Raw genomic sequence first — 20933 nt, forward strand, 5'->3', positions numbered from 1 at the left:
AGTTTTGCGCATGACACGTCCGGGCCCGCCCACCGGCATACCCACCGCCCGAGTCCCGTGAGGCCTCTCGGCACCGGCGACCCGCTCCGCCTGGGCCCGTACCGCCTGTTGGGCGTTCTCGGCGAGGGCGGCATGGGCAAGGTGTACCTCGGCCAGTCCACCCCCGGACAGGGCACCGAGGGCGGCACCGCAGCGGTCAAGGTCCTCAAGCCCGAGCTCGCCGGGAACCACAATCTCGCGCAGCGGTTCGTCCGCGAGGCCCGCATGGCGCAGGCCGTCACCAGCGCGGGCGTCGCGCAGGTCCTGGGCGCGCAGACGGAGGGCGGTCGGCCGTGGATCGCGGTCGAGTTCCTCACCGGGCCCACCCTGGAGCAGGCCGTACGGACCTTCGGCCCCCTGGACGAGCCGTCCCTGCGGGCGCTGGCGGTCTCGGTGGCGGGCACGCTCGGGGAGATCCACGCGACGGGCCTGGTGCACCGCGACCTGAAGCCGGACAACATCGTCCTCACAGCGGACGGGCCGCGCATCATCGACTTCGGCATCGCCCGCCCCGAGCACGGCCTGACGCTCACGACCACCGGCCAGATCCCGGTCACCCCGGGCTACGGCGCACCGGAACAGGCCCTGGGCCGCCGCGTCGGGCCGGCCGCCGACGTGTTCTCGCTCGGCGCGGTCCTCGCGTACGCGGCGTCCGGGCAGCGGGCCTTCGAGGGCGGGCATGTGGCGGCCGTGCAGTACGAGGTGGTGCACGGGGAGCCTCAACTGGGCGGATTGAGCGCGGAGTTGCGGGCGCTCGTCGAGCCGTGCCTGGCGAAGGAGGCGGCGGCGCGGCCGAGTCCGGCCGAGGTCGCGGACGCCTTCGGGCCGGTTCCCGCCGATGCCGCATGCGCCTGGGCGCACGGCGCGTTGGCGGAGGACATCGAGGAACGGGCCCGGTCGGTCCACGAGTTGACGACGGTCCTGTCCGCTTCCGGTGACCCGACGCGCAGCGGGCTCTCCCGGCGGCGGCTCGTCACCGCGCTCGCGGTCGGCGGGACCGTCGTCGCGGGTGGCGGCGGGGCCGGGGTCTGGTGGCTGCGGGACCGCGCGGAGGACCGGGCTCGGGCGCAGGCGCGCCGGGAGCGGGAGCGGCGGGCGCTGTTCGAGGTGCCGCCCGCCGCCGAGACACCGACGGCGCGGGCCGTGCCCCTCACCGGCGAACCCCCGGAGCCGCTCTGGGAGTTGGGCTCGGCGCTGCACGAGAAGACCGGCACCCCCCTGCCCGTACGGGACGTCCTCGTCGTCGCCGACCCGGACGGCGGCCTCACCGCGCACGCCGTCACCGACGGCCGGGTCCGCTGGCGGGCGGACCGGGCGAAGGCCACGGCGACGGGCGGATACCTCGCCCTGTCGGAGGCGCTGATCGCCGCCGTGGACGCGGAGGGCAGGCTCGTCACCTTCGTGGCGTCCACCGGGGAGCCCCGCTGGACGGCCCCGGCCGGGGCACGCAGGGTCCTCGCCGCCGACGACACCGCCGTGTACGTCCTCACCGCGGACGGCCGGATCCGGAGCATCGCGCGCGCGAACGGCCAGGTGCTGTGGACGAAGCGCGTGGGACAGACCGACCGGGACACGAAGTGGGGGCCGGCCACCGCGGGCCGGAGCCGTCTGATCGTCTCCACCAAGCAGGGCCATGTCGTCGCGCTCGACGCCGCGTCCGGCCGTCAGGTGTGGGACGTGGCCGGACAGGCCTCCGGCGACGAGACGTCCATCAGCTCCGTCGTCACCGGGGACGTGGCCGTCCTCAACGGCCACAAGCTCACCGCCCGGCGGCTGTCCGACGGCCGCGAGCTGTGGGCCGAGAACCCGGTCGTGAACGGCAAGACCATCCCGGCCGGACCGCCCCTGCTGCACGACGGGACGGTGTACGTCACGCAGGGCGAGGCGCTGACCGGCTACGACCCGGACACCGGAAAGGTGCGCTGGAAGGCGCCGAAGTCGTACCACATGTACAGCCCGGTGGCCGTGCAGGGCGACGGGGTGTACGCCTTCCGCAGCGACCCCGTCGGCCTCAGCCTCTGGGCGTACAGCCGCAAGGGCCGCCGCAAGGCGTGGACGCTGCCGCTGCCCGACGAGCCCGGGCTGCACTGGATACAGGGGGACGGCAACCGCGTCTTCGTCCGGGACTTCACCCGGCTGATCGCCCTGCCCGCCCTCGCTTGAGGGCATCGCCTCCGCTTGCGGGCGCCGGACCACAACAGGCCGTACACGAGGGGGAGTTGGACATGGAGCATCTGCGTCCGGGGGACCCGGAGCGGATCGGCCCGTACATCGTGCTGGGCGCGCTCGACCCGGCGGACGGGCCGCGCCCGCCGACCGAGCTGCGCCATGTGGCGCGCACGGCGGACGATCTGCGCACGGTCCTGGCCGTCACGCCCCGGCCCGGCGTCGACCCGGTGCGCTGGGCCGTCGAGGCGGAGGGCGCCCTGCGGCTCTCGCTGCCCGGTCTCGCACCCGTCACCGAGACCGGCGGCACCGCGGCCGCCCCCTGGTACGTCCACCCGTACCTGCCGGTGCTGCCGCTCCCGCAGGCGCTCGCCCGGCACGGCGGCCCGCTGCCCGAACCGACCGTACGCGCGCTGGGCGCGGCCCTCGCCGGCACCCTCGCGGCGCTCCACGCCGAGGGCCGCACGCACGCCGGCCTGTCGCCCACCGCCGTGCTCCTCGGCGCCCAGGGCCCGCTGCTCACCTCGTACGGGGCGGTGCGTGCGGCCGCACCGGACGGCGAACCGCGCACGGACGTACCGGAGTTGGACCAGGCGTGCATGGCTCCGGAGCAGGCGCGGGGCGGGCGGCCGCGCCCCTCGGGGGACGTGTTCGCGCTCGGCGCGGTACTGGCGTACGCCTGTTGCGGGCACACCGTCCCGGAACGCGCGGAGCTGCCGGAAGGACTGCGGGCGCTGATCACCGCGTGCCTGTCGCGGGACCCGGTGAAGCGGCCCGCCGCCGGTGAGGTCGGGCGGGCGCTGGCGCCGCGGCACGCGGGGGCCGCCACCGTCCTGGACGGCGCGGCGGATGCCGGCCCGCCGGACACGGCGACCCTGGCGTTCGGTGCGGCCCCTGTCCCGGCCGACACCTCGACCCTGCCCTTCGGCGCCGCGAGCGCCTCGGCCGACCAGGCGACCGTCGCGTTCGGCACCGCCGACGCGGGCTCCGCCCCGCAGGGCGCGGGCGGGTCGGCCCCGTTCCCGCTGCCCGCCGTCCTCGTCGACGCGCTCGTCCGTGACGCGGCGGAGCTGTTGGCCGCCGAACTCCCCGACCCTGCCACCGCTTTGGACTGACCGCCGATGTTCTCGCCTCTCGCCCACGACGACCCGGAGCAGCTCGGGCCCTACCGTCCGCTGGCCCGCCTGGGCAGCGGCGGCATGGGCACGGTGTTCCTCGCCCGCTCGGACCGGGGCCGCACCGCCGCCGTGAAGACCCTGCACGCCGCCCTCGCCGACGACCCTGCCTTCCGCACCCGCTTCCGCCTGGAGGTGGACGCCGCGCGGGTCATCGGCGGTGTCCACGGCGCCCGGGTCTTCGACGCCGATCCGCTCGCCCCGACCCCGTGGCTGGCGACCGAGTACGTCATCGGACCGCCCCTCGACGACGCCGTGGAGCTGGCCGGGCCCCTGCCCGAACCCCTGGTGCGCGCGCTCGGCTCCCGGCTCTGCGCGGCCCTCGCCCAGCTGCACGGCTCGGACGTCGTGCACCGCGACCTGAAGCCGTCCAACATCATGGTCACGCTCGACGGTCCCAAGGTCATCGACTTCGGCATCGCCCGCGCCATCGGCGACGAGCACCTGACCCGCACGGGCACCGCCGCCGGCACCCCGGCCTTCATGTCCCCGGAACAGGCCACCGGGCAGGAACACACCCCGGCGGGCGACGTGTTCGCGCTCGCCGGGGTGCTCACGTACGCGGCCTCCGGCGCAGGCCCGTTCGGCTCCGGCCAGGCCGCCGACCTGCTCTACCGCGTCCGCTACGCCGAACCCGACCTCAGCGGCGTGCCCGATCCCCTGCGGCCGGTCCTGCTGCGCTGCCTGCACAAGGACGCGGACCGGCGCCCGGACACCACCGAGCTGGCCGCCCAACTGGCCGGTGCCGAGGGCGAGTTCGTACGGCTCTTGCCGCGGCCGCTGCTCGACGAGATCGGCCGCCGGGGCACCGAGGTCTGGGGCGTGGCCGGTGACCGCACCCCGGACACCGCGGACGCGGATGCGGCGGCCTCGCCGCGGGCGGCCTCACCCGGACCGTCCCGCAGGCGGCTGCTGCTCGCGGGCGGCGGCTCGGTGCTCGGGCTCGCCGCGGCCTCGGCGGGCGCATGGGCCTGGCTGGGCGGGCGCGCACCGCAGGGCGCCCCCGGGCCCGCGGGCCCGGCCGTGCCGTCGCCGAGCGCCTCGCTGCCGCCGAAGACCCCGTACGAGTGGAAGATCGACCTCTCCCCCGCGCCGGGGCTCCTCGTGCCGCCCGCGCTGATCGGTCTCGGCGGCGACCAGCTGGCCGTCGCGGACGGCCGGCGCGTGCAGGTCGTCGAGACCGGGCAGGGCGAGGTGAAGGTGGCGTCGGTCGGCACGGCGCCCCCGCACCGCTGCACGGGCCAGGGCCCGCTGGGCGGCCTGCTCTACCTCAGCGAGACGGCACGGGGCGCCGACGGCCCGCTGACCCTGAAGGCCATCGACCTCCTCGGCAGCGACCTGGATCCGGACCCGGTCGAGGTCGAGGGATACAACGGCAGCCTGGCGCCCACCCAGTTGCTCTGCGCGGAGGAGGGGGACGGCGGCAGCGTGTTCCTCGTCGCGGGCCAGGGCAAGCCGCCCGCGCGTGGCTTCGGCTTCGACGCGGACCAGAAGTGGTTCCTGCTCGCCGTCGACTCCCGGACGGGCAAGGTCGGTTGGCGGGTACGGCTGCCGCGCCGCCCCGCCTCCTCCAGGCGGCTGCACTTCCTCGCCGCGCAGGCCGTCGACAAGCACCTGGTCCTGCTGCAGGAGACAGCCGACGGCGGCGTGCTGCTCTCCGTACGCGACCTCCGCACCGGCAAGCTCCGCTGGGACCAGCCGCTGCCCGGCGCGGACCCCGACGCGCTGCGCGGCCCACTCCAGGTGGAGCCGTCGTACGAGCAGGTCTACCCGCCGTCCGGGCCGCTGCGCGCGCTGGGGCTGAGCGACGGGCAGGAGCAGTGGCGCCACCGGGCGAAAGGCCCGCGCCGGACCGGTCCCCCCGCGCTGACGCAGGGCACCGGCGATCCGGGGGTGTGCGTCGTCGAGGAGGGCATCGGCCTGGTGAAGTTCGAGCTGTTCGAGGGTGCGGTGCTCTGGCGGGAGCAAGGGGGCCCGGCCCCCGGCGCCGAGGATCTGCCGACGCCTCCGCTGGCCGCCGACGAGTACATCTTCCGCAGGAGCGGCAAGGGCTTCCTCGCCCTGGACACCGACTCCGGGCTGCGCCGGAAGCGCGGGCTCAACCTCGCCGGAGACCGCTTCTTCCTCCATGAGTCGGCCCTCGACCACGGCGGCCGCATCCTCGCCCTCGGCGAGAACTCGCTCGCGGGATACGCCCTTGACTGAGCGGACCTCGGGACAGAGCACCGGCCGGCGCCGCACCGGCGGCCGGCGAGAAGAAGGCAGCCACCTCATGAACCCTCTCGGCAGCGCCGACCCCGACCGGATCGGCCCCTACCGACTGCACGGCGTCCTCGGCGAGGGCACGACGGGCCCGGTCTACTTCGGCCTGGACGACCTCGGCGGCACCGCGGCGGTGAAGCTGATCCGCAGCGAACTCGCCGCGGACCGTGGCTTCGCCGAGCGCGCCCTGAACGAGGCCGAAGCGGCCCGGACGGTGCTGGCCACCGGCGTCGCACGGGTCCTGGAAGCCGGGACGGAGGGCGAACGCCCCTGGATCGCCGCCGAGTTCGTGGCGGGCCCGACGCTGGAGCAGGCCGTCACGTCGTACGGCCCCCTGCCCGAGCCGACCGTACGCGCCCTCGCCGCCTCCCTCGCCCGCACACTGGAGGACATGCACGCGGCGGGCCTGGTCCACCACGGCCTCGCGCCGTCCGGTGTCGTCCTCACCTCCGAGGGCCCGCGCATCGTGGGCTTCGGCATCGCCCGCCCGGAACGCCGGCTCGCCCTGACCGCCACGGACTCGCTGCCGGTCACCCCCGGATACGCCGCTCCGGAACTGGTCCTCGGACAGCCTGCCGGTCCCGCAGCGGACGTGTTCTCCCTGGGCGCGGTCCTCGCGTACGCGGCGGGCGGACGTCCCGCGTACCCGGGCGACCGACCGGTGGCCGTGCTCCACGAGACGGTGCACGGCGAGCCGCAACTCGACGCCGTGCCGGGCGAGTTGCGGGAGCTGACCGCCCGCTGCCTGGCCAAGGACCCACAGGCCCGGCCCACACCGGCCGACGTGGAGGAGTCGACGGCGCGGCCCTCGTCGACGGCACCCTCGTCGACGGCCGGTCCGCTACCGGCGGCCGAAAGCCCGTGGCTCCCGGCCCCCTTGGCCGAGTACGTCACCCGACGCGAGCACACCGACTCCGGCCCCGGGGCCGCGGTCTCCGACGCACGACAGCGGCCCGCCTGGTCCCGTCGGCGGCTCCTCGGCACGCTCGCCGCCGGTGCCGCCGTCACGGCCGCAGCCGGGGCGGGCGGCCTGTGGCTGCTCGACCGCCACCGCGAGCAGCAGGCCTTCGCACTGCCGCCCGCCGCCAAGACCCCGAGGGCCAGGCCCCGGCCCCTGCCCGAGAACTCCAACAGCATGGACGGCGAGAAGATCGGTCCGCTGTGGGGCCCGTCCAAGCTCGTGTCCGACGACCCGATCCCGCCCCTCCTCGTACGCGACGTCATCGTCTTCGCCGCCAAGGGCGGCGGCCTGGCCGCCCACAGCGTCGTCGACGGCGAGCGGCGCTGGACGGCGCCCCGCGCCAATGCCAGGGCGAACCTCCTCTCCCTCTCGGACGCCCTGGTCGCCACCGCCGACGCCTCGGGCACCCTGCGCACCTACGTCGCCGCGACCGGCGCACCCCGCTGGACCGCCGACGCCGACGTGGCCACGCTGCTCGCCGCGGACGAGGACGCGGTGTACGTGGTGACGCGCCAGGGCCGGCTGCGCAGCATCGGCCGCTCCGACGCCCGGGTCCGGTGGACCGTGCGCGCCTCCGGCGACCTGCGGACCGAGCGGCCGCCGCTGGGCGTGGCGGCGAACGGGAGGCTGCTGGTCGCGACGGCAGCCGGTGACGTCTTCGCCGTGCACACGTCCGACGGCAGGAAGGCGTGGCGCCTGCCGGGCCAGTCCGTCGCCGAGGAGACCATCCGCCCTGCGGTCTCGGACGGGACGGTCGTCCTCAACGGCCACACCCTGACCGCCCGCCGCCTCGCCGACGGCAAGGAACTCTGGACGGCCCGCGTCGGCCCCACCACGAGCACCGAGGACCTGCGTCCGTGGTCCAAGCCGACGATCCACGGGAACGCCGTGTACGCCACCTGCGGTGTGGACGCCACGGCCCTCGACCTCCGCGACGGCACCCAGACGTGGAACGACCACAGGCCGGGCAGCGCGGGCAGTCCCCTGCTGGTCGCGGGCCGCGGTGTCTGGAGCTACGCCGCCGACGACTTCGGCGGCGAGAAACGGCTCGGCCTGGTGCAGGCCGTCGACCCGAAGGCGTTCAACAACCCGGTCTGGCACTTCGACTTGACGGACAAGGGCAACCACTGGCTGCTGACGGGCGGCAACCGCGTCTTCGTCCTGGACGGCCCGATGCTGTCGGCGCTGCCGGTGTTCTGACGCGCTCGGCGCGCCTGAGCGGCCCCGACGACGCAACGAGACGGCGCGGGCGAAGCCCGACTGCTCGTCACCCGACCGGGCGAAGTGGGCCCCGGCCGGGATCAAGGTGTTCGCGCAGCGGCTCCCCGAGGGGGAGGTGCACATCGCTGCCGCCCTGCGGGAGTTGGAGGCGTACGGGTGGCGTGGGCGTGGGGCCGCCCCCGGCCCGGGCGTCCGCCAGACCGGAGGGCGGCCCTGCGGGCCTAACCCTCCTGCACCACAGCCGCCTGCGGCCGGATCGGCAGCCGGTTCACCGGGCGGCCCGTCGCCGCGCGGACGGCGCTTGCGACCGCTGCCGGGGACGTCACCACCGGTACCGCCGAAGCGGCCTTCGCGCCGAAGGGGGCGACCACGTCCCGTTCCTCGACCAGTTTCACGATGCGGATGTCGGGGGCGTCGAGGGCCGTCGGGAGGGCGTAGCCCGTCAGGTCGGGGTGGCGGACGAGGCCCTTCGGGGTGCGGAGGTTCTCCGTGAGGGCCGCGCCGACGCCCTGAGTGACCCCGGCCTCGATCCGGGCCCTGAGCTGGGCGGGGTTCAGGACGCGGCCGACGTCCTGGGCGACGGCCAGCTCGACCACCCGCACCGAGCCCATCTCCACGTCCACGTCGACCACCGCGCGGATCGCGCAGAACGCCAGGCCCACGAACGCGTCGCCCTGGCCGGTCTCGTCGAGCGGCTCCGTGGGGTGCGGGCGGCACTGGGCGGTGGCCCAGAGTTCCTTGCCGTCCATGGCCTCGGTGACCGTCGTGGAGAGGACCCCGTCGTACGACGTGATCTTGCCGTCGGTGATCTGGAGCAGCTCCGTGGACATGCCGAACTTGGCGGCCAGGGGCTGGAGCAGCTGGGTGCGGACCATTTTCGCCGCGCGTTCGACCGCTCCGCCCGAGACCCAGGTGTGGCGGCCGCGGCAGGCGGGTCCTGCGGGCGGCTGGTCCGTGTCCACGGACGCCACGTGGACCTCCTCCAGGCCCAGGGTCTCCTGGACGATCTGCCGCGCCAAGGTGGAGAAGCCCTGGCCGGTGTCGACGGCCGCGCAGATCACCGTGGCCACGCCGTCCTGCACCTTCACGGTGGCCGTGGACACCTCGTCCGCGCCCTCCGCGCCGAGCATGTGCACCATGCCGAGCGCGTAGCCGACGCCCCTGCGGATCGCGCCGGGCTCGCCCGCGCCCTCCGGGCCGCCGGGCAGCAGCCACTCCTCCTCCGGGGTGTCCTTGGGCAGGGCGGGCAGCGGGAAGTCCCGTACGGCGCGCAGGAGTTCGGCCACCGGTGCCGGGCAGGTGACGGTCTGGCCGGTGGGCAGCAGGTCGCCGGTCGCGAGGACGTTGCGCAGCCGCAGCTCGGCCGGGTCGACGCCCAGCTTCCCCGCGAGCTTGTCCATCTGCGCCTCGTAGGCGGCGCACACCTGCATCGCGCCCTCGCCGCGGACGTGGCCGGAGGGCGGGTTGTTCGTACGGACCGCCCAGCCCTCGATGAAGGCGTGCGGCACGACGTACGGGCCGCAGGCGAACGAGACGGCCGCGGCCAGGGACTCCGACGAGGCGTCGGCGTACGCGCCCGCATCGAGCAGGATCTGCGCCTCCACCTTGACGAGGCGGCCCTCGGCGTCGGCGTGGTGGCGGTAGCGGAGCAGCGTGGGGTGGCGGTGGGCGTGGCCGAGGAAGGACTCCTCGCGGGTCGCCGTCAGCTTGACCGGGCAGCCGGTCTTCAACGCCAGGAGCCCGAGCGGGAGTTGGAAGCCGGGGTCCTCGCGGTCGGCGGTCGCGCCGGGCACGCCGGTGACGACGACCTTCACGCGGTCCGGCTCCAGGCCGTAGCAGGCGGCGGCCAGATCGCGGTCGGTGTGCGGGTCGGTGGACGCGACGTACAGCTCGACGCCGCCGTCCGGGCGCGGCACCGCGAGGCCCGCCTCCGCGCCGATGGGCGCCGGGTCCTGGCGGCCGATCCGGTACAGGCCCTCGACGACGACCTCGCCGGTGACCTCCGGGTCGCCGTAGCTGAGCGGGATGTGCCGGATCAGGTTGCCGTCGGGGTGCAGGGGTTCGGCGGCGAAGGCCTGCTCCGGGTCGGTGATCGGCTCCAGGACCTCGTACTCGACCTGGATCGCGGCCGCCGCCATGCGGGCCGTGTCCGGGTGGTCGGCGGCCACGGCGGCGATCGGCTCGCCGTGGTGGCGGACCAGGTCGGCGGCGAAGACCGGCCGGTCGTGGACGCGGCGGCCGTGCCCGGCGTCGCCGGGGATGTCGGCGGCGGTGACGACGGCGCGCACTCCGGGCATCGCGTGCGCCTCGGTGGTGTCCACGGACACGATCCGGGCGTGCGCGTGCGGCGAGCGCAGCAGCGCGGCCCACAGCAGGCCCTCGGCCCACAGGTCGGAGGCGTACGGGAAGGTGCCCTCGGTCTTGGCGCGCGCGTCGGCGGGCGGCAGCGAGGCGCCGAGGCCGTGCTCGGGCTGCGGCGGGTCGGCGGGCGGGGCGGGGCTCACGGCCTGGGGGGTCGCGGTGGCGGCGGCATCGTTGCTCACGCCGTTCCTCCGTCCTGCGCGTCGTGCTGCGGGTCGTACGAGGCGTCGTACGGGCCGTCGTTCGGGGCGCCGTTGGGCGCGTCGTACTGCGGGTGCGCGCCGCCGGCGCCGGGTGCGGCCTGGTGCGGGATACGGGCGGCGGCGGCCTCGGCGTCCGCCGACTCGGCCGCGCCGCCGTCGAGTTCACCGCCCTCGTCGGCCTGGGCCTCGGCCGCCGCGGAGGCCCGGCGCTCGGCCACGACCTCCCGTACGGCGTCGAGCACGCCGCGGTAGCCGGAGCAGCGGCAGAGGTTGCCGCAGAGCGCCTGCCGCGTCTCGCGCTCGGTCGGGTCGGGGTTGCCCTCGAGGAGGTCGTGCACGGTCATCGCCATGCCCGGCACGCAGAAGCCGCACTGCACGGCGCTGCCGCACGCCAACGCCCGCTGCACGTCGGAGGGTTGGCCGTCGGCGGCGAGACCTTCGACCGTACGGACCTCGCTGCCCGCGGTCGTCGCGGCGGGCACCAGGCAGGACGCGACGAGCCGCCCGTCCACCTGCACCGCGCACGCCCCGCACTCGCCCTGCGAGCAGCCGTCCTTGGCCCCGGCGAGCCCGAGCCGCTCGCGCAGCACGTAGAGCAGCGACTCCCCGATCCACGCATCCGTCACGGGCCGGTCGACCCCGTTCACCCGCAGCACGTACGCGGCGAGCGGGTGCTCGTCGTGCGGTACGGCGGGGTGCTCCTGGGTGCTGCTGACGGCGGGGGTGGAGGCGGGGGCGGGGTCGGGCTCGGGGGCGGGGGCCGCGGTGGCCTCGGCCTCCGTGCCGGTGTCGGCGTCGGACTCGGGGGCGGCCTCGGGGGCGGCCTCGGGAGCGGCCTCGGGAGCGGCCTCGGTGGCGGTCTCGGTGGCGGTCTCCGCCTCGGCTTCCGGCTCGGGGTCGGCCTCCGGCTCCGGGTCGGCCGACTCGCCCTCGGCGGCCGCGAGTTCAGCCTCGGGCTCGGCCTCCGGCTCGTCGGCGGCCTGCGGTACGTCCCGTACGATCCCGAGCTCGGCCGTCGTCTCGGCGGGCGACTCCGCGGGCTCAGGGGCGGGGGCGGGGGCAGGCTCGGGCTCGACGACCGGCTCGGCCGCCGCCTCGGCCTCCGGCACCGGCTCAGACGCGGGCTCCGCCACCGGCTCGGGCACAGCCTCGACCACCGGCTCGGGCTGAAGCTGCGGCTCCGGCTGCGGCGCGGGCTCGACCACCGGCTCCGGCTCCGGAAGCCCGGGCTCCGGCGTGCTCGCCCACGGCGCCGCCGCCCCGCCCGGCAGGGTCGCCGGCGCGTCGCCGCCCCACTGCTCGATCAGCGAGGACTGCGTGAACTCGCCGGACTCGTCCGGAAGTTCACCCTGCGCGAGTGGGATCGACCACTGCCCGGTGACGTTCGCCTGCCCGGCCTGACCCGCCGGGTCCGGGTACGCCGACACGTCCTGCGTCCCGTACCCGGCATAGCCCTGCGGGTCCTGCGGGCCGGGCGAGCCCTGCGTCGGGTCGCCGTACCCGGCCGCCGGGTCCTGCGGGTAGGCGGCGGGCGCCTGCGGCGCGTACCCGGAGGGGTCCTGGTAGGCGCCCGGCTGCCGGCCCACATACCCGCCGAAGTCGGCCTGCCCGTACGGGTCCTGGACGTACTCGCCCTGCGGGTAGGCGGCCTGGCCGTACGGGTCGTGGGCGTAGCCCTGGTCGTAGGGCTGCTGCGGGGCGTCCGGGTCCGGCCAGGCGACCGCCTCGGGGGACGGCTGCTCGGGCTGCGGGCCGCCCAGCGTGGGCACGACGAACGCGCTGGTCGCGGCCGGGTCGGTGGCCGCGCCGCCGGTCACGGAGATCTGCGGCGGGACATACCCGCCGGGTGCGGCGAGCGGCGTGCTCGTGCCGCCCTCCTCGAAGTCGGCGAGGCCGAAGCCCTCCGGGATCTGCACGAACGCCGTCGCGTCGGCGTCGTACTCGCCCTGCGGAATGGGCTGCCAGCCACCGCCGTTGTTGTCGACACCGCCCCCGGTGTTGCCGTTGGTGTCGCTCACGACAGCGCCCTCCCCAAGGCTCGTCGGGCCAGCACGGCGACGGTGCGCCGCAGGTGCAGTACGGCGGGCGGCAGTTGCTCCTGCGTGCCGTCCGGTGCCTGGTCGGGAATGCACGCGGCGGCGACGTAGTCACCGAAGGCATGCAGGGCCTGTGGGTCGAGGGCGCGTTCGGCGTCCCAGTCGATGAGCGAGGCCACCCAGTTCTCGGCGTCCAGGGGGCGCAGCGGCATCGGTGCGATGGCGCCGACCGCGCAGCGCACGCCTCGGCGTGCCGGGTCGAGGACGAGCGCGACGGACGCGGTGGCGCGGCCCGGGCCGGTGCGCCCGGTGGCCTTGAGGAAGACCTGCGGGGCGTGCAGGAGGGGCACGCGGACGAAGCCGATGAGCTCACCGGCGCGCAGCATGTCCATCCCGGCGAGCAGGTGCGAGACGGGCACCTCGCGGCGGGCGCCGCCGGGTCCCGCGATCACCAACGTGGCTTCCAGGGCGGCCAGTACGGGCAGCGAGTCGCCGGTCGGCGCGGCCGAGGCGATGTTGCCGCCGAGGGTGCCGGCGTTGCGCACGGTGGGCGGCCCGGCGGAGCGGGCGGCGGCGGCGAGCGCGGGCATGAGGGCGGCGAAGTCGGGGCGGCCCATGCGGGCGTGGGTGAGTCCGGCGCCGAGGAGGGCGTGACCGTCCTGGTACTGCCAGCCGCGGATCTCGCTGATCCGGCCGAGGCCCACGAGGGCCGCGGGCCGCAGGAGTCCGGAGTTGACCGAGGCCATCAGATCGGTGCCGCCCGCCACGGGCACGGCGGCAGGCATGGCGGCGAGCGCCGCCACGGCCTCGTCCAGCGTGGCAGGCAACTTCACCGCATGTGCAGCCTGTGGCGCCTGCGGCGACTGCGGTGCGTGCGTGGTCAAACCGGCTGCCCCTTCCCTATGACCGAGCAAGTGAGCCAGGGTGTGCCTACTGCGCCGTACGGTACGTGCTCACAGGCCGGACGTGGCAACTCTGGCACATGTTCCGGGCCGTCCGACGCGGGGGTCCGCTAGGAGCGTTTTCTCCCTCGTCAGGGGGTTACGTCCGCTTTCCGGCGTTCACGGATCCCTACGCTCCCAGGGCCGCACCCCCGGGGCGTACGGGTTCGCGGGGCCTCACACGTTCGGGGGCGCTCCCTCGATCGGGCGTCCGAGCACACCCGGGCGCCGCTGCCACGGGTGAGGTCCGGACGGCGGCCGGTAGTCGACGCCGAGGGCGTCAAGTCGGGCCAGGTGGGCGGTCATTCGGCGCTCGAAGTCCGCGTAGTCGCGTTCGGCGGCGGGCGGCAGGGTGCTCCAGACGACCTCGGCGAAGGCGACGAGGCGCGGGAACACCTGGTAGTCGACCCGTTCCCGGCTCTCCATCACCTCGGTCCACACGTTGGCCTGCGCCCCGAGCACGTGCCGCGCCTCGTCGGCGGTGAGCTGCGGCGGCACGGGCTCGAAGCGGTAGACGTCCTCGAGGGTGCGGACGTACCCGATGGGCACCGGTTCGTCGGCGCCGCCGTCCTGCCGGTGGTCCAGATACACCTGCTGCTCGGGGCACATGACGACGTCGTGGCCGGCCCGGGCGGCCGCGATGCCGCCCGCGTACCCGCGCCAGGAGGAGACGGCCGCTCCGGGCGCGAGGCCGCCCTCCAGGATCTCGTCCCAGCCGATGAGGCGGCGCCCGCGCGCGCCCAGCCAGCCGTCGAAGTGCCGGATGAACCAGGACTGCAGCTCGTCCTCGTCGGCGAGGCCCAGCTCCTCGATGCGGGCCTGCGCGGCGGGCGACTTGCGCCACTGGTCCTTGGGGCACTCGTCGCCGCCGATGTGCAGATACGGCGAGACGTCCTCGGGGAAGAGCTCCAGGATCTCCTCCAGGACCCCTTCGTAGAACCGGAGTACGGCGTCGGTGGGGGCGAGGACGTTGGGGGTGACGCCCCAGGTGTCCCAGACGCCGAGGGCGGCGGTGTCGACGACGTCGGTGTTGCCGAGCTCCGGGTACGCGGCGATGGCGGCCTGCGAGTGGCCGGGGACGTCGATCTCGGGGACGACGCGGATGTGCCGCTCGCGGGCGTACGCGACGATCTCGCGGATGTCGTCCTGGGTGTAGAACCCGCCGTGCGGCTTGTCCTCCCAGAGCGGGGAGGCGCGGTGGCCGTACTTGGTGCGCGGGCGCCAGGAGGCGACCTCGGTGAGCCTGGGGTACCGCTCGATCTCGACGCGCCAGCCCTGGTCGTCGGTGAGGTGGAAGTGGAAGACGTTCAGCTTGTGCGCGGCGAGCAGGTCGAGTTGGCGCAGGACGTCGTCCTTGGGCCGGAAGTGCCGGGCGACGTCGAGCATCATGCCGCGCCAGCCGAACCGGGGCGCGTCCTCGATCACCGCGCCGGGCAGCGTCCAGTCGCGGCCGGGGTTCAGGGGTGCGCGCCGGAAGGCCTCGGGGCCCAGGAGTTGACGCAGGGTCTGCGCGGCCCAGAACACTCCGGCGGGGTCGGCGCCGGTGAGGGTGACGGCCTCGGCGTCGATGTGCAGCCGGTGGCTCTCGGGTGCGTGCCCCAGCTCGTCCGGCGCGATCCGCAGGCGTACGGCGTGGCCTTCGGTGCCGGGGGCGAGGGGGAGGGCGGTCGCGGCACCGAGGGTGGCGCGCAGCCAGCGCGCGGTGCGTTCGGTGCCGGGGGCCGCGTCGATGACGGTCGACTCGTCGAGGACGAAGACGCCCGCGGTGCTGCGGGCGGTGCTGGGGGCTGGGATGAGGTCCGCAAGTGTCATGCGACCTGGGTAGCACGTGGAGGTGGCCGTCGTCCGGGGCTCGGGAACCTGGGGGCTGCGCCCCCGGGCCCCGCTCCCTCCGCGGCCTGGCGGCCTCGTCCTCACATGCCGGACGGGCTTACTTCTTGCCGCCGTCCTTGCCCTTGTCCTTGTCGCCGCCGGCGCCCATGGACTCGTAGATCTCCTTGCACATGGGGCAGACCGGATACTTCTTCGGGTCGCGGCCCGGCACCCAGACCTTGCCGCAGAGCGCGACGACGGGGGTCCCGTCGAGCGCGCTCGCCATGATCTTGTCCTTCTGGACGTAGTGGGCGTAGCGCTCGTGGTCGCCGTCGCCGTGCGACACCTGTGGCGTCGGCTCTACGAGGGTCCCCGTACCTGCCCCGCGCTCGGGCTCTTGAGTGCTCATAACTGCCAAGGGTACCCAGGCTCCGCGGGTGCGGGGCAGCACCCGCTCGCGGCCGCCCGCCGGTCAGTTGAGCGACGGATCGTCCGCGTACGTGGCCACCATGGCGAGTTCGCTGCGCTGGCGCCGGAGGACCGCCCGCCACAGCGACTCGGGCACCGGCGACGACACGTCCCCCGGCTCCGAGTCCACGACGTACCACGCGCCGTCCGCCAGCTCGTCCTCCAGCTGGCCGGGGCCCCAGCCCGCGTACCCGGCGAAGATGCGCAGGGAGCCGAGGGCGGCGGCGAGGAGTTCCGGCGGGGTCTCCAGGTCGACCAGGCCGATCGCGCCGTGCACGCGGCGGAAGCCGAGCGGGTCCCGGCTGCCGGTGCGGCCGCCGGCGCGCGGGGCGGTGCCGTCCGGGGTCTCCTCCTCGCCGGGGATCACGCCGACGCCGAGCGCCGAGTCGAGGGAGACGGGCCCGCCCTGGAAGACGACGCCGGGTTCGCCGGCCAGTGCGGCCCAGCCCTCCAGGATGTCGCCGACGCCGACCGGGGTCGGGCGGTTCAGGACCACGCCGAGGGAGCCCTCGTCGTCATGGTCGAGGACGAGCACGACGGCGCGGTCGAAATTCGGGTCCGCCAGGGCCGGTGTGGCGACGAGCAGCCGCCCTGTGAGCGAGGACACCTCGGTCATGGCAGACATGATCCCGCATCTTCGCCCTCGGTGGGGAGCGGACGGCGGTACGTGAGCCGTCGCAGCTCACAGCGCAGGGATGCACGTCGGGCGCACGGGGCGGGCACATGTCGGGAGCGTCCGATTTCGGTGACCGTATGCGCAGGAAAAGGCACGGTTCGTGTTGTGGCGAAGTCATGACGTACGAGAGCCCCCCGGGCCTTACTTGAAGGGGGTGGAAGCCCATTACTCTGTCTCTTCTGCCCCCTGCCCACCTCATCGGAACGCGAGATAGATGACCGTCAACGGCATTGACGACGTACTGCTTGTCCACGGCGGCACCCCGCTGGAGGGCGAGATCCGGGTCCGCGGCGCCAAGAACCTGGTGCCCAAGGCCATGGTCGCGGCGCTGCTCGGCAGCGGTCCGTCCCGCCTGCGCAATGTCCCGGACATCCGCGACGTGCGGGTGGTGCGGGGCCTGCTGCAGCTGCACGGCGTGACCGTCCGTCCGGGCGACGAGCCGGGTGAGCTGGTGCTCGACCCCTCGCACGTGGAGTCCGCCAACGTCGCGGACATCGACGCGCACGCGGGCTCGTCCCGCATTCCGATCCTGCTGTGCGGCCCGCTCCTGCACCGCCTCGGCCACGCGTTCATCCCGGGCCTCGGCGGCTGCGACATCGGCGGCCGTCCGGTCGACTTCCACTTCGAGGTGCTTCGGCAGTTCGGCGCGACGATCGAGAAGCGCGCCGACGGCCAGTACCTGGAGGCCCCGCAGCGGCTGCGCGGCACCAAGATCCGGCTGCCCTACCCGTCGGTGGGCGCGACCGAGCAGGTGCTGCTGACGGCCGTCCTGGCCGAAGGTGTCACCGAGCTGTCCAACGCGGCCGTGGAACCGGAGATCGAGGACCTCATCTGCGTGCTGCAGAAGATGGGCGCGATCATCGCCATGGACACCGACCGGACGATACGCATCACCGGTGTCGACAAGCTCGGCGGCTACAACCACCAGGCCCTGTCCGACCGCCTGGAGGCGGCTTCGTGGGCGTCCGCGGCGCTCGCGACCGAGGGCAACATCTACGTGCGCGGCGCGCAGCAGCGCACGATGATGACCTTCCTCAACACGTACCGCAAGGTCGGCGGCGCCTTCGAGATCGACGACGAGGGCATCCGCTTCTGGCACCCGGGCGGCTCGCTCAACGCCATCGCCCTGGAGACGGACGTGCACCCCGGCTTCCAGACGGACTGGCAGCAGCCGCTGGTCGTCGCCCTGACGCAGGCCGCGGGCCTGTCCATCGTCCACGAGACGGTGTACGAGTCGCGGCTCGGCTTCACGTCGGCGCTGAACCAGATGGGCGCGCACATCCAGCTGTACCGCGAGTGCCTCGGCGGCTCCGACTGCCGCTTCGGCCAGCGCAACTTCCTGCACTCCGCGGTGGTTTCCGGCCCGACGAAACTGCAGGGCGCGGACCTGGTCATCCCCGACCTGCGCGGCGGCTTCTCGTACCTGATCGCGGCGCTGGCCGCGCAGGGCACGTCCCGGGTCCACGGCATCGACCTGATCAACCGGGGTTACGAGAACTTCATGGAGAAGCTGGTGGAGCTCGGCGCGAAGGTGGAGCTGCCGGGCGGGGCGCTGGTGTAGTTCCTCTTCACCTGTACGTCGACGGAGCGGCACCCCTGGTCGTGGGTGCCGCTCCGTTGTCATTTCCCCACCCCGCCCCTTCCCGAAAGCCTCCGGCGGTGTTCGCTTTCCCGCCGTCGTGGCTGGTCGCGCAGTTCCCCGCGCCCTGACGGGGCCCGCACAATCCAGCCCCACCGGCGTTTGAGGAGCGGGGTCTGGGGCGGAGCCCCAGTTACGGGAAGGGGCGGGACTGGGGAAGAAGCAACTAGCCCGCCACCAGCGCCCGTTCAGCCACCAGCACCGGCAGATCGCGCGGAGCGACCGTGCAGGCCGCCCCCGGCGTGAGTTCCGCCGCCACGGAGCTGGGAACGTCGACCTTGACCTCGGCCCCCGACGGAGTCGCCACGTGCAGCCGAGTCGTCGCCCCGAGGAACGTCGCCACCCGCACCACCGAGTCCCCGCCCGCCGTAACCGCGAACCCCTCCGGCCGGAGCAGCACGTCGACCTCGGTACCGGCGCCGAACCCGGACTCCCCCTGCACCGGCAGCCGCCGTCCGAGCAGCTCGACCACGCCCCCGTCCCGCACGACCCCCCGCACCCGGTTCATCGTGCCGACGAACTCCGCGACGAACGGCGTGGCCGGACGGTCGTACAACTCGGCGGGCGGCGCGCACTGTTCGAGGCGGCCGTCCTTCATGACGGCGACCCGGTCCGCCATGGACAGGGCCTCCTCCTGGTCGTGGGTGACGAAGACCGTGGTGATGCCGAGCTCCAGCTGGATGCGCCGGATCTCCTCGCGGAGGGTGAGCCGCACCTTCGCGTCGAGCGCCGACAGCGGCTCGTCGAGCAGCAGCACCCGCGGCCGGATCGCGAGGGCCCGCGCGAGCGCGACGCGCTGCTGCTGGCCGCCGGAGAGCTGGTGCGGGTAGTGCCCGCCGCGCCCCGGAAGGCCGACGAGGTCGAGCAACTCGCTTGCCCGCGCGGCCCGTTCACCGGACGGGACGCCCCGTACGCGCAGCCCGTACGCGACGTTCTCGGCGGCCGTCATGTTCGGGAACAGGGAGTACGACTGGAAGACCATGCCGATGTCGCGGCGGTGCGCGGGGACCTGTGTGACGTCCTGGCCGTCCATGAGGAGCTCGCCGCTGTCGGCCTGTTCGAAGCCCGCGACGATGCGCAGCGCGGTCGTCTTGCCGCAGCCGGACGGGCCGAGGAGGGCGACGAGTTCGCCGGGCGCGATGTCCAGGTCGAGCCCGTCGAGTGCCGTGGTCGCCCCGAACTCGCGGCGCAGTTGCTTGAGTTGGACGGGGACGGTCATGAGGTCTTCCTTTGCTGACGGGAGGCGGTGCGGGTACGGCCGCCCGCGAGGGCCGTGAGCAGGAGCAGCAGCCCCCAGGTGAAGAGCAGGCTCAACATGGCGGCGGCGACGGAGAGCTGGGCCTCGCTGTCGCCGACGTTCACCATCCACACGGCGAACGGCTCGAAGCCGAGGACGGACGCGACGGAGTACTCGCCGAGCACCATGGCGAGGCTGAGCACGGCGCCGCCCATGACGGCCTGGCGCAGGTTGGGCGCGATCACCTGGAGCAGGGTCTGGGTGCGGGACGCGCCGAGGCTGCGGGCGGCCTCGACGAGGGTGCGCAGGTCGACGGAGCGCAGGCCCGCGTCGAGGGAGCGGTACAGGAATGGCAGCGACATCACCGTGTAGACGATGACGAGGATGAGCGGGAAGTCGCGGTCGATGAGCGCCTGGAAGGTGCCGTACAGCGGGGTCGCGGCCAGGTCCTGCTGCCAGGAGAGGACGGTGGCGACGCCCGCGACCAGGGCGATCGGCGGGACGACGAGCGGCATCATGCAGAGGATCTCGACGAGCCGGCGCAGCTTCGGAAGGCGCAGGGCGACGGCGACGGTGGTCGGCACCATGAGCAGCAGCCCGAGCGCCACGGTGGCCAGGCCGATGGAGACGGAGCGCAGCAGGCTGGTGGTGAGGCCTTCGGAGCCGAGGCCCTTGCTGTACACGTCGAAGCTGATGCCGTCGGCGCCGTCGATGGTGAACCACAGCGAGGCCGCGACGGGCACGAGGAAGTAGAGGGCGGCGATTCCCAGTACGGGGCCGCGCGACGTCATCCGAGCCATCGGGCACTCCTGCGCTGCAGCGGTATCTGTACGGCCATGACGAGCAGCGCGACCAGGACCATGTTGAGGCTCATCGCGAGCGCCAGGTTCTCCTGCCCGGCGAGCACGTTGCCGTTGAGGGCGTTGGCGATCTGAATGGTGATCAACTGCACGGATCCGCCGACGAGCACGGCCGCGGTGGCGTGCGACGCGAAGGCGGTGCCGAACATCAGGACGGCCCCGCCGAGCAGCGACGGCGTGAGCACGGGGATGCCGACGTGCCGCCAGAACTGCCCGCGGGTCGCCCCACAGGACGCGGCGGCCTCCCGCCACTGGCTGCGCAGCCCGTCGAAGGCGGGCAGGACGGTGACGACCATCAGCGGCACCATGAAGTAGAGGTACGCGAGGACGAGCCCGGTGAAGGTGTAGACGCTGAAGCCGGTCGACTCCAGGGACAGCATCCGGGTCAGGGTGCCGGTGGTGCCGAGCGTGGCGATGAACGCGAACGCGAGCGGCGCCCCGGAGAAGTTCGCGAACACCCCGCAGGCGGCCACGACGGCCCGGCGCAGCGCGGGCCTGCGCGAGGCGACCAGGGCCTGCGCGACGACGGCGCCGACGGCGGTCGCCGACAGGGCGGTGACGAGGGAGAGTTGCACGCTTCCGGCGAGGCCTTCCGCGTACACCCCGCTCAGCGCGCCGGTGACGTTGTCGGTGGTGAAGCGGGTCGCGCCGGTCGCCGGGTCGGTCGCGGTGAACGCGCCGTACGCCATGGTCCCGGCGGGCAGGCCGAAGCCGACGGCGAGGAACGCGAAGAACGGGACGACGGCGAGCCAGGGCGCCCGGCGCCGGCGTACCCGGCGCCCGGACGCGGCGGCGGGCGCGGGCGCGGGGGCGTCCGTACGCGCAGGGGGGTGGTCGGCGCGTACGGACGCCTGCTGGAGAACTTGCTCCGCCATG

14 protein-coding genes are annotated in these 20933 nt (G+C 74.5%); 5 read left to right on the top strand and 9 right to left on the bottom strand.

Annotation, left to right across the window (positions count from 1 at the left end; all coding sequences use genetic code 11):
• Window positions 1-57 precede the first annotated feature (57 nt).
• The 4 genes from ACIDOF_RS02505 to ACIDOF_RS02520 all read left to right on the top strand — a co-directional run bounded on the left by ACIDOF_RS02505 (window position 58) and on the right by ACIDOF_RS02520 (window position 7803).
• Complete coding sequence (locus tag ACIDOF_RS02505; RefSeq protein WP_409003917.1) at window positions 58-2202, top strand: PQQ-binding-like beta-propeller repeat protein; 2145 nt, start codon at window positions 58-60, stop codon at window positions 2200-2202.
• A 62-nt stretch (window positions 2203-2264) separates the two neighbouring features.
• The gene (locus ACIDOF_RS02510) at window positions 2265-3320 is read left to right on the top strand and encodes a serine/threonine protein kinase (protein WP_409003918.1); all 1056 of its coding nucleotides are present in this window, start codon (window positions 2265-2267) and stop codon (window positions 3318-3320) included.
• Window positions 3321-3326: 6 nt separating this feature from the next.
• Complete coding sequence (locus ACIDOF_RS02515; RefSeq protein ID WP_409003919.1) at window positions 3327-5585, top strand: protein kinase domain-containing protein; 2259 nt, start codon at window positions 3327-3329, stop codon at window positions 5583-5585.
• Between the two features lie 67 nt (window positions 5586-5652).
• A complete protein-coding gene (locus tag ACIDOF_RS02520; protein WP_409003920.1) occupies window positions 5653-7803 on the top strand; it encodes a protein kinase domain-containing protein in 2151 nt (716 codons plus the stop codon).
• 242 nt (window positions 7804-8045) lie between these two features.
• Here the strand turns inward: ACIDOF_RS02520 and ACIDOF_RS02525 are convergent, their stop codons facing one another.
• The 6 genes from ACIDOF_RS02525 to ACIDOF_RS02550 form a co-directional block, all read right to left on the bottom strand.
• Window positions 8046-10367, bottom strand: a complete 2322-nt coding sequence (locus ACIDOF_RS02525; RefSeq protein WP_409003921.1) for a xanthine dehydrogenase family protein molybdopterin-binding subunit — start codon at window positions 10365-10367, stop codon at window positions 8046-8048.
• Complete coding sequence (locus ACIDOF_RS02530) at window positions 10364-12406, bottom strand: 2Fe-2S iron-sulfur cluster-binding protein (protein WP_409003922.1); 2043 nt, start codon at window positions 12404-12406, stop codon at window positions 10364-10366. Before ACIDOF_RS02530 ends, ACIDOF_RS02525 begins: the two co-directional genes overlap by 4 nt.
• Window positions 12403-13338, bottom strand: a complete 936-nt coding sequence (locus tag ACIDOF_RS02535) for an FAD binding domain-containing protein (protein WP_409003923.1) — start codon at window positions 13336-13338, stop codon at window positions 12403-12405. Before ACIDOF_RS02535 ends, ACIDOF_RS02530 begins: the two co-directional genes overlap by 4 nt.
• A 204-nt stretch (window positions 13339-13542) precedes the next feature.
• Window positions 13543-15177 carry a beta-N-acetylhexosaminidase gene (locus ACIDOF_RS02540; protein WP_409003924.1) on the bottom strand — a complete coding sequence of 545 codons (1635 nt, stop codon included), beginning with the start codon at window positions 15175-15177 and terminating at the stop codon, window positions 13543-13545.
• A gap of 118 nt (window positions 15178-15295) precedes the next feature.
• Complete coding sequence (locus ACIDOF_RS02545; RefSeq protein WP_409003925.1) at window positions 15296-15586, bottom strand: DUF3039 domain-containing protein; 291 nt, start codon at window positions 15584-15586, stop codon at window positions 15296-15298.
• Window positions 15587-15649: 63 nt separating this feature from the next.
• Complete coding sequence (locus ACIDOF_RS02550) at window positions 15650-16261, bottom strand: YqgE/AlgH family protein (RefSeq protein ID WP_409004033.1); 612 nt, start codon at window positions 16259-16261, stop codon at window positions 15650-15652.
• Window positions 16262-16535: 274 nt separating this feature from the next.
• On the opposite strand from ACIDOF_RS02550, the gene murA reads away from it, so the two are divergent.
• On the top strand, window positions 16536-17882 hold the full coding sequence (gene murA / locus ACIDOF_RS02555) for a UDP-N-acetylglucosamine 1-carboxyvinyltransferase (protein ID WP_409003926.1): 1347 nt from the start codon (window positions 16536-16538) through the stop codon (window positions 17880-17882).
• A 244-nt stretch (window positions 17883-18126) separates the two neighbouring features.
• Here murA and ACIDOF_RS02560 read toward each other — a convergent pair whose 3' ends face one another.
• From ACIDOF_RS02560 to ACIDOF_RS02570, 3 genes are read right to left on the bottom strand one after another with little or no spacing between them, the layout of a single operon-like run.
• Entirely contained in the window at window positions 18127-19179 is a 1053-nt protein-coding gene (locus ACIDOF_RS02560; protein ID WP_409003927.1) for an ABC transporter ATP-binding protein, read from the bottom strand.
• Window positions 19176-19997: an ABC transporter permease gene (locus ACIDOF_RS02565; RefSeq protein ID WP_409003928.1), complete on the bottom strand. Its 822-nt coding sequence runs from the start codon at window positions 19995-19997 to the stop codon at window positions 19176-19178. Before ACIDOF_RS02565 ends, ACIDOF_RS02560 begins: the two co-directional genes overlap by 4 nt.
• Entirely contained in the window at window positions 19985-20932 is a 948-nt protein-coding gene (locus ACIDOF_RS02570) for an ABC transporter permease (protein WP_409003929.1), read from the bottom strand. The genes ACIDOF_RS02565 and ACIDOF_RS02570 overlap by 13 nt, the downstream gene beginning before the upstream one ends.
• Window position 20933 lies beyond the last annotated feature (1 nt).

The organism is Streptomyces sp. Da 82-17 (genome assembly GCF_046098215.1).
Classification (GTDB): domain Bacteria; phylum Actinomycetota; class Actinomycetes; order Streptomycetales; family Streptomycetaceae; genus Streptomyces.